This is a genomic window from Flavobacterium enshiense DK69, assembly GCF_000498495.1.
GTDB lineage: Bacteria > Bacteroidota > Bacteroidia > Flavobacteriales > Flavobacteriaceae > Flavobacterium > Flavobacterium enshiense.
In genome coordinates this window covers 43,850-56,190 of record NZ_AVCS01000021.1, presented here as the reverse complement: position 1 = coordinate 56,190, position 12,341 = coordinate 43,850, and the positions used below count along the sequence as shown (strand labels likewise).

Sequence of the window (12,341 nt, the reverse complement as noted above, 5' to 3'; positions counted from 1 at the left end):
GAATCGACTATTTGACCGCTATCGCCGCACTTGTAGGCCCCGCTAATGGAATCATCGACGTCGATTTAAAACCTACTTGAGTTGCCCATTTATTAAAATCAGCGAGCGTATAATCAAATCCTGTTCCTGTTTCTATCAGCATGTTAAGGCTCATCATCAACCCGAAAGCATTTTTATTTCTGTTTTCGTCTATTACGTTTTCAACAGCTACAAAAACCCCCCCTTCAGGCAAAGCATCATACGCTTTTTTCATGAGCATCAGTTTAGTTTCCTCATCCCAGTCATGAAGAATATTACCCATGGTTACAATATCGGCTTTCGGAAATTCGTCTTTAAAGAAATCCCCTTGCGCTGTTTTAACACGATCCTGAAGCTGGAATTTCTGAATGGTTTGATCAGCAATCGGTGTAACAGCAGGTAAATCCCAAGTAATACAGTTCATGTTCGGCTGGTGCTTGGCAACCATCAACGACAATATTCCTGCCGACCCCCCAACATCCACAAGTGTTTTGGATTTTGAAAAATCCAGTTTTTGGGCCAATGCCATAAATGCTCCCATCTGAACACCGCTCATGGCCTGAATAAACTCTTCCAACCTTGCCGGGTCTGCATACAGTTTATCAAAAAGATTTTCTCCCTGAATCGCTTCATTTTGAGGATTTCCTGTTAGCAGTCCTTCTTCAAGATTCCCCCAAAAACCATACAGCCTATTATTTAACATTTCAAGTAATCCTCCTATATAAGAGGGTTTGTTTCTATCAAGAAAAAAGTCGGCATCAGCATTATTGCTGTATTTCGCTGTTTCCAATATACCTTCACGGTTCAAGAAACCAAAGGCTGTTAGCGCATCTAGAAAATCACACACATTCCTGTCGGAACACTTAAAGCCTAAAAGCGATTTGATTTCGCCGGCCGACATACTTTTTCGTTCGGCAAGAGTTGTGAAGATTTGAAATTTTACTGCGCTCAAAAGAATTTTTGAAGCCCAAAAGCCTGAGGCAATCTGAAGGATACTTTCAGGGGTCGGATGATTTTGTGTGTTGTTCATATAATTTTAAATATTTGTTGTTACTTATTTTTAACGTTTTAAGCTGATCCTATTTACTTCTTATGTGATATTCAGTATAAGATTCTATTCTTCTTCATAAATGTTGTCAATAGTCATTCTGAATCTTAGCGTAATTCGACGTTCATTAATTCACTTCCTCAATATCTCCCAACTTCCATGATTTATCATACAAGGCTTTCTTAGGGCCGTAAAAACGTGCGAGCACTTCGAATTGTCCTTTAGAATCCGTCGGAATCCAGTTCGATTCGCCACTTGGCGGAGGCGTTGGTCCGAAGTAAATATCCACGGAGCCGTCATCGTTTGTCTTGATACCGGGAGTTTGCGAGGAACGTCCCATCCATTTTGCATTTCGGATGAAGGTATGTGTATCTCGGTTATATACCGTCATCGACCAATATTGGCTTACCGGTGCGTTTGCCGGCACATTCAATTTATAGTGCTTGCTGCCTTCTAACGGTTTTTCATCTATATCTTTTAACGTCATCAAATAATATTGCGACTCCCCTATATGTTTGGCACTGAAAAAAGCCATTGTATAAATCACTGCACGATTATCTACGGGGTATGAATCAGGAACTTTGAAATCGTTTATGATGCTCTGATGTGTTTCCTCCGTGGCCGGGAAAAACCAATGAGCGTCTATATAATATCTTGGCATCGATTCATAGTTAACATCAAGCCATGCTTTTGCAGCTTTGATTGCATGGTTTAGAATTTCCACTGTTCGTGGTTTAGGATTAAAAGGTTTCCCTCTTTCAATACCAATAGTTTTTAAAAGATCAATCATTGCCTTATCACGCTCAAGCCATGGCTCGGCTTGAACCATAAGATTTAGCGATTTAAAAAACCTAATATCATATGGGATGGAAGAATCATACACCACATTGCTTGCATCCAAAAAAGTAGTTTGCGGTGATTGGCTTGCCTGTGATAAAGGGTAAAGTTTGATTCGTTTTGAATATTCGATAGCTGCTATAACATCAACAGCGCTGCCGCTTTTAAGGACCGAACGGATTAGAGCATAACCCTGGTACGTATTAGAAGCGAGCGGGATATAACCTTTCGGAACCTTATTTACGTCATAATCCGGAGGGAGAAACAGGTATTTCCCTCCTTTACCTTTATCAACTCCACCAGGCCCTACATCTTCAATAGCTGCTTGCCAATAGTTCATTACACTTCCGTTCAACACTCCCTTATCAGCAGGAGGAATTTCCAAAACAATAGGCCCAACATCTTTTGTATTGAAAAAAGGCATGAGATAGATGACATCGGGATTTGGGGTAAGTGTTTGATTTTTCCAATCCAAAAGTTTCGGCCAAATAACAATCTGATTAAAATCTCCTTTAAGCTTAGTGGCCATCTCCTGATACATAAGCTGGTAATTTACCACAGGCATGCTCCATACTGCCGCTGTCAATGCACGGCTGTAAATCATTTCTTCCTGAATATTTGCCGGTCTAAAGGTATTTGCTGCTGATTGTATAGGTGCATCAGTATTTGTTTGTTCTTTTTGCTTCTTATTACAACCTATCAAAAGCAAAATAAGAAAAAATGAAAGAAGGATATTTTTCATTACAGTTTATTATGTATTGGTTTATTCTTAAAAAACACGCAAGACTAACAACCAACTTCTCACCTATCTCTGTTTCAAAAGGTTGTCACATTTACATCATCAATCTATTTCACTTTCATTACAGCAGGCGGTTTCCGATCGTACCTGTTCCATACACTACATCCTGGTTGGGTCAGGCAACAACTTTTTGTTCCGCCTTCATGTAGTCGGTAAGCATACAAATGCGATTCATTGGCGTACCTTATATTACGCCATCTATATACATAAGTTTTTTTAACTGGCCGAACATCGACACCCTATTATGTACATTGACCATCGGCAGTCCCGTAGGTAAATTACTATCTACCAATTAATAAATAACGATTTCAGTAATTAAACCTCGCTCTTTTGCAGTATTGATTCTCATACTCATAATCAGAATGACGAGCAGTTTTTCTCTTCTCTTTTTCAATACATTAGTGTAATATCATGCAAATTTTTGTAATCCTTTTTGTAATCTATAAATTAATCGTTGTAACAAATAAAAAAACCGACAAGAACTAATTGTCGGTTATTGAGTTATGATTTTAATTTCAATTTCTGAATTCTGCCTTCCCGCTATGATCCTGCGAATGGCGTTCCGAAGATACCAACAGCCAATTCGATCCAAATCAGGACGAGCACTGCCAAAACAGCTCCACAGAGAGCTATTCTATGTTCGGTTTTGGCTACTTTCCTTATTACAAATTCGCACATCAGACCAGTTCCCAGCAATAAGACTCCTGCAACAATAAAATCAAATAAAGTCCAATTTACTTCATCAGTAAACTGCATTGCTGTAAACGGAATAAACAGTAAAACTGCTACCGCTAGCACAATTCCTAAAAGCCTTTTGTTTTGCATAATTTTAAATTTTGATTTGAAATAATTTTCCATGAAAACAGAACTAAAATGACCCTTATTTAAATTGTAAATCATTCATCTTCAATTTTCTCTACACAAATTTAATAAACTTTGAAATACAAAGTACTTTTTATTTATAAAAACTATATTTTATTTAGAGATGTTTTATTTTACAAGAAAAATTAGGTGGTTAGAAAAATATATTCTTTTGCATCAGATGAAATCTTCTAGGATTTGATTTCTTTTTAATATATGTAAAATCAGTTTTGCGGTCAGTTAGTTTCAGTAACTATAAACATTTAATAAAAAACGCCTTGAATTTCAAGACGTTTTTTATATAAATAGCTCTTTACTAATTCTTATAAAATATCCAAACTTCCTTTTCCTTCACGAACAACAACAGGCTCACCATTCGATAAATCAATAATAGTTGATGCTTCGTTATCACCATAACCGCCATCAATAACCAAATCGACAAGGTTTTGCCATTTTTCAAAGATTAATTCGGGATCAGTAGTATACTCAATAACCTCATCGTCATCATGAATTGAAGTGGAAACAATTGGATTTCCAAGGTGACGCACAATTTCCAATGCAATTTCATGATCCGGCACACGAATACCTACCGTAGTTTTCTTTTTAAATTCTTTCGGAAGATTATTATTTCCGGGAAGGATGAAGGTATAAGGTCCCGGCAATGCTCTTTTCAGGATTTTGAAGGTCGACGTATCAATCTGCTTCACATAATCGGAAATATTACTTAAATCATGGCAGACAAAAGAGAAATTAGCTTTTTCCAGTTTCACGCCTTTAATTTTGGCAATGCGCTCCAAAGCTTTCGTATTGGTGATGTCGCATCCCAAACCATAAACCGTGTCAGTCGGATAGATTATTAAACCACCATCGCGAAGTGTTTTTACCACTTTAGCAATTTCCTTTTCACTTGGGTTTTCCGGGTAAATTTTAATGAATTGTGCCATTGTTTTCAGCATTAAGCCATAAGCAATTCGCTTTAAGCATTTATAATTATTAAAGTTAAAGCTTTTTCTAACTTCTTACAATACTTTCTAAAAGAGCTTTCTCTATTCTTTTTGACAAAGCTTTGTTTTTAATTAATTATTGAAAACTACTTAATTTTCCCGTTTTAATTGCATTTGAATGGTATCTTTATAAAAAACCATATTCCATTCCATCGAATTACCTTTAAACTTATTTATTTGAACAGGAATTGTATCTGGTTGCTGAGGGTTTTTCTCATATGATATAACTCTTATTGCATCTTTATCTTCATTGTATTCATATTTAAACAAAATGGATACATCGTCATCATATTTATAAGGATTAGGTGTACAATACAATTTCCCACGCTCTTCGAAATAGATATTTTTCCAAGCTAAAGTATCTTTTTCCCAAGCTTTTTCAGGAATAACAGATCCATTTCGTTTCATAGTTTCTACTTCCCACTTACCAAAATACTTTGATGAAGCATATACATTACTCTTATAATAAGTGATAAAAAATATAGGTAGTAGTATGCATACAACTCTTATGCTATTGCGTATAGTTGAATTCCCTATAGTTGGTAATCCTATTTCGTATCGTTTGAAGAAAGAAATTATCTCCTCTTTTCTCTGATATAATAAATAAATCAAACCTAATGTCATTGAAATTGCAGTAAATGCGACTACTATACCTATCCCATAAAATAGGTTAATCAATACGATATTAAACATCACTGGGAGTAACAATGAAACACCTATAAGAATAGTCCGTCTGAACAATAATAGATAACTTCCAACTATTTGAAAAAAAGCCACAATCAACGAAAGTCCGTAAGAATAACTATAATAAATCCAGGTTAGTTCTTGCCCGTTTAAAGTACTTGTCAAAGCATCATCAGCATGATAAGAATGAGCAAAGTTTACGCCCAAAATTTTCTCAAAACCAAATGTAGCTATTTGTACAGCCAGCCAATAACGCAACAGCGTGGTTAACCAAACATGGCACTTCTCAGAGTTAAACGAGTTACTTTTCTCTTTATAATGCCAATAGATTGAAAAAACAATTGAAAAAACAATTGACAAAGCCAACATAATTAAACCAATTGGCAGAATGTATTTTGACAACTTAAAAGGCAAAAGTGGCAATACTATAAACAGTAACAAATTAACTGCTCCAACTATAGACAAAAAACTTAATGAAAGTTTTGTAAACCATTTGCTTTGTTTTAAAGTTTGGGCAGCTATCATAAAAGGATTGTTTTAAATATTCTGTTACTACAATTCAAAACGAAATTAGAAGAAAAATAGTATTAAAAAAATAACTTTAATAAAATTTTCAAAATATACATTCGTTAAAAGAGCTTACAGGTGACTAAAACATGATATATACTTTTTACCCAATCACATCCAGCTTCGCGAAACGCAACAACAACTTCTTGATTCCTCCTACTTCAAATTTGATTTCTGCTTTTTTGTCTGCCCCTGCTCCTTCCAAATTCAGGATTTGTCCTTTTCCGAATCGTTCATGCATTACGATATTCCCTATCGCCAAATTACCGTCAAACAAATTGGCTTTACCGCTTGGCGCGGAACCCGAAACTGGCTTCAATTTACGAATATTAAAGTCAGGTTTTGGCTCATTACTTGTAATATATTTCGGAGGTGTCCCAGCAACAGGCTTTGTCAAACGAAGTTTCGATTTATCTACATCTCCAAAAATATCGGTATTAATCATCGGTTTATAACGGTAATTCGTTTCTACTGGTGTTAAATATTCCAAATACTGCGGATCTATTTCTTCTATAAAACGCGATGGTTCGCTGTCAACAAGTTTTCCCCAACGGTAACGCGATTGTGCGTATGTTAAGTACGCTTGGTGTTCCGCACGGGTTAAGGCTACATAAAACAATCGGCGTTCTTCTTCCAGTTCGCTTCGAGTGTTCATACTCATCGCACTCGGGAACAAATCTTCTTCCATACCTACGATAAAAACCGTTGGGAATTCCAATCCTTTTGCCAAGTGAATGGTCATCAATGCTACACGGTCGTCATCACCGGTATCATTATCCAAATCAGTTGCCAAAGCCACATCTTCCAAGAATTCAGATAAGGCACCACGGGCACCGTCAACTTCTTTTTGTCCTTCGATGAAATCCTTGATACCTCCCATTAAAACTTCGATGTTCTCAATACGGGCAATACCTTCCGGAGTGGCATCCTTTTTTAGTTCCTGAATTAAACCGGTTTTCTTGGTTACATGATCGGTCAGATAAAGAGCATCTTGATTTTCGTTGATGACTTGAAAACTCTTAATCATCATTACAAAATCCTGCAATTTATTTTTAGTTCCCGATGTCAGCTTCAAATCGATTTTTTCAATGTGTTCCATAACTTCGAAGATGGAACGCTTGTAATGATTGGCCGCAACCGTTAGTTTCTCAATAGTCGAATTACCAATTCCCCTCGCCGGATAATTAATTACGCGAATCAATGCCTCTTCGTCTTTCGGGTTAATGACCAAACGCAAATAGCACAACACGTCTTTGATTTCCTTGCGCTGATAGAACGACAATCCTCCGTAAATTCGGTACGGAATATCCCTTTTGCGCAAAGCATCTTCCATTGCTCGTGATTGGGCGTTGGTACGGTACAAAATAGCAAACTGTCCGTTCATCATCTGCTTTTGCATCTTCTCTTCAAAAATGGTGGAAGCTACAAAACGACCTTCTTCCCCATCAGTTAAACTGCGGTGGATTTTAATTTTCGGACCGAAATCATTCGCGGTCCAAACCACTTTATCTAACTTGGTTTTATTCTTGTCGATGATTGTATTGGCGGCTTCAACTATATTTCTGGTCGAACGGTAATTCTGTTCCAATCGATACGTCTGAACACCTTCATAATCCTTCTGAAAGTTTAAAATATTATTGATATTCGCTCCGCGGAAAGCATAAATACTCTGCGCATCATCACCTACCACACAGATATTATGGAACCTGTCGGATAAAGCGCGAACAATCAGATACTGTGAATGGTTGGTATCCTGATACTCATCCACAAGGATATAACGGAAACGATCCTGATACTTCGCCAAAACATCTGGAAAACGATTTAATAATTCATTTGTTTTCAATAACAAATCATCAAAGTCCATGGCTCCGGATTTAAAACAACGCTCCACATACTGATTGTAAATTTCACCCATGCGCGGTTTTTTGCTCATCGCATCGGCTTCCTGTAATTCCGGATTGTTGAAGTAAGCCTTAACGGTTATCAGACTGTTTTTATAGGATGAAATCCGGCCGAAAACCTGTTTTGGTTTGTAGACATCCTTATCCAGCTGCATCTCCTTAATAATTTGTCCGATCAGGCGCACAGAATCCTGGGCATCATAAATGGTGAAATTACTTGGATATCCTAATTTATCGGCTTCAATACGCAAAATCTTGGCAAAAACCGAGTGAAAGGTTCCCATCCAAAGATTTTTGGCTTCAGGGCCTACGATGTCGGTAATACGTTTTTTCATCTCACGTGCCGCTTTATTGGTAAACGTAAGCGATAAGATATTGAAAGCATCAACACCCTGATGAATTAGATTGGCAATACGAACCGTAAGCACACGTGTTTTTCCGGAACCGGCACCCGCAATCACTATCATTGGTCCGTCTTTTTGCAGTACGGGCGCACGTTGAGCTTCGTTAAGCTGATTTATTATCTGTTGCATTTTATTTGAATCACTGACTTTCAAAATAACTGGATTTCTTGGTTATTGAAATTATAATCTACAAAAATAACCATAAAAAAAAGACATTCAAGTTTTGAATGCCTTTTAACGTTACATTTTTTAAGATTTGGAAGCCAATTTTTCGACTATTTTCTCTTCCTCTATTGTCAATGTCAGACCCGAATCAAATTCCCAGTATTGGGATTTAATATTGTTTTTATTACGCGCAAGTACCGAATTATCCATGATCTCTTCTTTATCATAACTAAAATTTTCATCAGCATAATTTTTAACCACAAAAGCATTCTTGGCTTCCAGATCATAATCCATTCCTCTTTTATTCCAAGCTTTAAAATGAACATCAGCAAAAGTATTGGCAAGGAAATATTTGTCATTTTCAAATTTAAAAGTAGCCTTAAAATCATCCTTCTTAAACAAAGCTCTCATTAATATAAAATTCATTTCTTTTGAGTATTGAAGATGGGAATCGGCTATTTTCATATCTACTGATAAAATCAGTTTTTGTGAACGGTTATAAGCCACTTTAGCTTCGTAAAGTAATTTTTCGGCTTCCTTCTTCGGAGTTATATATATGAAATAAACATTATCATCAGAAGGATTGCTCTTAATTTCAAAATCATAATCTTTCTGGCTTTTTTTTGTGCAAAACGTTTTTAGCACACTAAACTCATAGGTCTTTTCAATAATCCTATCCAACTTGAATCCTATTAAATGCTCTGAAGCAGGATCTTTTTCATTAAGTCCATAAGATCTGTTTTGAAGTGCAACAGCATCAATATCTACTTTTTTTGCTTTTCCTTTAATATGTAAGTCCACCAAACCATCTGAAAATCGGGAATAGTTTCCGTAGTTCTTCACAAATTCACGGCAATAAGTACTTAGATGGATAGGCATTGTCAATCGTTTAGCAGAATTTTCAACCAATGCTGAAAGAACCTGGTAAATTGGTGTTTTGGAAATAATCATTTCCTCAAGTTTGGTATCGTTTTCCTCAAGAAAGACAATTGTTTCAGCCTGTTTTAAATCTGAAGACGGTATTACTTTTGTTTTATAGGTTAAATGAGTAATTACTATTTCGGAAGGAGCATCTATGGAAAGACGAAAAACACCTTCTTCATTGCTGACAGCACCTTGGTTTGAATTTACAACGCTAACAGAAGCCCCTGAAACTACTTCTTTTGTTATTTCATTTTTAAGGATAACTGTAATTTTCTTTTCCTGAGATAAAGTTTTGATTGTCCAAAGACTAACTAAAAATAAGATTATTGTCTGTTTCATAAAATAATTAATTTCTTACAAAGAAATATATTTTTTTAACAGAACAAAAGAAAATTATTATAAAAAGTTGTTAATTTTTAATTATTTGAGTTATAATTTAGAAGCCAGACTTTCAATTATCTGTTTTTCTTCTTCCGTCGGAGTCAACCCTGAATCGAATTCCCAGTAATTGGTTAGTATGGTATTTCGTTTATTGAATAACGATTTCTCTTTGTAGACATCACTTTTATCATAAGGAACCGGTTTCGTACTGAAGTTTGTCGTGACCAGATAATTCTTCACCTCAATGCGTTCTTCTTCTTTTTTCTTATTGGTTGTCTTGAAACCTATCTCTTCTTTTGAACTGGCTAGGTAATACTTATTTCCGTCATATTTATAGGTAGCATTAAAAACCGAATTAAAAATTTTTCCTTTAATCACTAAAAAATCGGTTACCCCTTTAAACTCATAACGTTCCGTTAGTACTGAGGAATTGATTTCGATTATGATGCTCTTTTTATAATCGTAAACTATATAGAAATCAGGGAAATAACCTTCAATATTTGGCAACGGCCTGATATTCATTATGTAATAATCCTGATTATTTGGAAATGTTTTTATTTCGTAATCGTATTTTTTCTTCGAATAAGCCTCCACTACTTTTTCAAGGTATTTGAATTCATAGTAGTTACCGATTATATCGTTTAAATTGTATCCTAATGTACTTTCATCAATTTCATCATTAATTAACCCATAAAAACGATTTTGTTCCACCAGTATATCGGTCTTTACGTTAGTAGGCCTTCCTTGAATGTAAAAATTTAAAAGTCCGTCGTTAAATGATGTATACTTATCATTTTTCTTAAAGAATTCACGGACATAAACTTTAAGATTTACTGGAATCGTTAGTTTATCAGAGGAATTTTCGATCAATTTCTTTAAAATTTCCTGAGGATGTTTTGTGGTTATGATAACTTCTTCCAAAGTTTTAGTATTCCGATCCATATAAATTATATTTTCCTTCAATTTCAATGAAGCCGAATTAACCACAATCGTTTTATAGGATGCATGTGAAATCTGGATCTTTGAAGGTTTATCCAAGGAAATTTTAAAAATACCGTCTTTATTACTTACCAGTCCCTGATTGGTGTTAAGTACCGTAATAGAAGCATCTTCGATCGGAAGATTGGTTTCATAGTCTTTTAAGGCAACAACAATTTCAACGTTTTGTGAAAAAACCCCTAAATGCATAAAAAACATAAAGACCAGTAATAACTTTTTCATATTTTTACCTTGTTATTAACAAAATTAACGAAAAAGATTGCAAGGATATATCCTGAATTCCGTTAATCTTATACTTTTGCAAAAAATTAAACCCAAAAAATGGATTATTCTAAAATAATTGATATCGCAGCTTACACACTTCCCTCAATTGTAACAGGAGGTGTAGCTTATTACATTTTTAATTCTTATTTAAAAAACGAAGAAGGCAGAAGACGTTTCCTTTTACACAAAGAATCCCAAAAAACGGCTTTACCCTTACGTTTACAGGCTTATGAGCGCATGGCTTTATTTTTAGAGCGTATTAACCCCGGAAAACTGTTGGTTCGTGTTGCTCCTCTTTCTATCGATAAGAATGATTATGAGTCTTTATTGATTCATCATATCGAACAGGAATTTGAACATAATTTAACACAACAGGTTTATATTTCAGACGAGTGCTGGAACATTATCCTTACAGCAAAAAACACCATTATTCAAACCATCCGAAAAACAACTTTACAAGTTGAAAATGCGGACAAATTGCGCGAAAAACTCTTAACGGATTTATTGGAAAAGCAATCCCCTACCGTTTTAGCGCTGTCTTTCATAAAAAATGAAATCACAGAAATTCTAGGATAAACTAAGAGCCCTGATTATCGGGGCTTTTTTATTATAAATAACCTTTTATAATTACATTATAACACTTATACGGTTCATCGGTATGCTTCGTTTTTCGTCTGAATACAATCTCAAAATCTTCCAATACTTACTTGGACTTTCAAAAAACAATTTTCATTAATTAATTTTCTCTATTAAAAAGATGCATTCACAAGAAATTGGTTGCGTACAATTCTTACAATAATTTTTGTAGCTGCACTTTTTCGTTTTCAAGCAAAGTTGGTCGTAATCCCAGAATTAGTTTTGGAGTTTTTTTGTTTTTTGTATTACCATTCATCTGAAAGATAACCAAAGTATATAAATAGAAGTATATAAATAAAAAAAGCCCCAAAAAATTCGGGGCTTTTTCATTAATGATTTCTTATAACATGAACAGTACCATTTAAGGTATGCGTTCCTGTTTGATTGGTATATGTACCGCTAAAAGTCATGTCGATATATTCTCCTAAATTACCATGATTGGTTAAATTAAAGGACATTGTGTTTGCTGGCGTATCTCCGCCAACAGCATATACACCTCCAAACGGACCGTCAATACCGAAATGATGTGTGGCTGTTGTATAAACTCCTGGAGCGCATACGTCTCCACTTATTTTAATGATTCCTCCATTTGCGAGATTACCTACGACCCATAATTCAGTTCCTAATCCTCCTTCGTTAATTGGAATTGGGCCTGCCCATGATATGTCATTTGCAAAAACGGTTTCTCCACCATCTATCTTATATGAAATATATTCGCTACTATCATTGCTTGAATTGTCATTTCTTGAATTGTCATCGTTAGAATCACAGCTTACTGCAAAAACAGTAATTAGTAAAACGGCAAAATACTTTAAGTGTTTTTTCATATATTATCTTTTTACATTTTTA

Annotated in this window: 10 protein-coding genes; 1 reads left to right on the top strand and 9 read right to left on the bottom strand. The window is 35.2% G+C overall.

Annotated features, from left to right (window positions below; translation table 11 throughout):
• Nucleotides 1-7 precede the first annotated feature (7 nt).
• From FEDK69T_RS12445 to FEDK69T_RS12410, 8 genes are all read right to left on the bottom strand, one after another.
• Nucleotides 8-1,048 carry a methyltransferase gene (locus FEDK69T_RS12445; protein ID WP_023574526.1) on the bottom strand — a complete coding sequence of 347 codons (1,041 nt, stop codon included), beginning with the start codon at nucleotides 1,046-1,048 and terminating at the stop codon, nucleotides 8-10.
• Nucleotides 1,049-1,193: 145 nt separating this feature from the next.
• Nucleotides 1,194-2,645: a DUF1214 domain-containing protein gene (locus tag FEDK69T_RS12440; protein WP_023574525.1), complete on the bottom strand. Its 1,452-nt coding sequence runs from the start codon at nucleotides 2,643-2,645 to the stop codon at nucleotides 1,194-1,196.
• Between the two features lie 597 nt (nucleotides 2,646-3,242).
• The gene (locus tag FEDK69T_RS12435) at nucleotides 3,243-3,527 is read right to left on the bottom strand and encodes a hypothetical protein (RefSeq protein ID WP_035630891.1); all 285 of its coding nucleotides are present in this window, start codon (nucleotides 3,525-3,527) and stop codon (nucleotides 3,243-3,245) included.
• A gap of 359 nt (nucleotides 3,528-3,886) precedes the next feature.
• Nucleotides 3,887-4,507 carry an L-threonylcarbamoyladenylate synthase gene (locus FEDK69T_RS12430; protein ID WP_035630888.1) on the bottom strand — a complete coding sequence of 207 codons (621 nt, stop codon included), beginning with the start codon at nucleotides 4,505-4,507 and terminating at the stop codon, nucleotides 3,887-3,889.
• 150 nt (nucleotides 4,508-4,657) lie between these two features.
• Complete coding sequence (locus tag FEDK69T_RS15540) at nucleotides 4,658-5,776, bottom strand: hypothetical protein (protein WP_051385140.1); 1,119 nt, start codon at nucleotides 5,774-5,776, stop codon at nucleotides 4,658-4,660.
• 145 nt (nucleotides 5,777-5,921) lie between these two features.
• Complete coding sequence (locus FEDK69T_RS12420) at nucleotides 5,922-8,252, bottom strand: ATP-dependent helicase (RefSeq protein ID WP_023574520.1); 2,331 nt, start codon at nucleotides 8,250-8,252, stop codon at nucleotides 5,922-5,924.
• A gap of 120 nt (nucleotides 8,253-8,372) precedes the next feature.
• Nucleotides 8,373-9,551 carry a carboxypeptidase-like regulatory domain-containing protein gene (locus tag FEDK69T_RS12415; protein ID WP_023574519.1) on the bottom strand — a complete coding sequence of 393 codons (1,179 nt, stop codon included), beginning with the start codon at nucleotides 9,549-9,551 and terminating at the stop codon, nucleotides 8,373-8,375.
• Between the two features lie 90 nt (nucleotides 9,552-9,641).
• The gene (locus tag FEDK69T_RS12410) at nucleotides 9,642-10,814 is read right to left on the bottom strand and encodes a carboxypeptidase-like regulatory domain-containing protein (protein WP_023574518.1); all 1,173 of its coding nucleotides are present in this window, start codon (nucleotides 10,812-10,814) and stop codon (nucleotides 9,642-9,644) included.
• Nucleotides 10,815-10,913: 99 nt separating this feature from the next.
• Between FEDK69T_RS12410 and FEDK69T_RS12405 the strand changes: the two genes are divergently transcribed.
• Nucleotides 10,914-11,432 carry a DUF7935 family protein gene (locus FEDK69T_RS12405; RefSeq protein ID WP_023574517.1) on the top strand — a complete coding sequence of 173 codons (519 nt, stop codon included), beginning with the start codon at nucleotides 10,914-10,916 and terminating at the stop codon, nucleotides 11,430-11,432.
• Between the two features lie 389 nt (nucleotides 11,433-11,821).
• On the opposite strand, the gene FEDK69T_RS12400 is transcribed toward FEDK69T_RS12405, so the two are convergent.
• Nucleotides 11,822-12,319: a hypothetical protein gene (locus FEDK69T_RS12400; RefSeq protein WP_023574515.1), complete on the bottom strand. Its 498-nt coding sequence runs from the start codon at nucleotides 12,317-12,319 to the stop codon at nucleotides 11,822-11,824.
• Nucleotides 12,320-12,341: the final 22 nt, after the last annotated feature.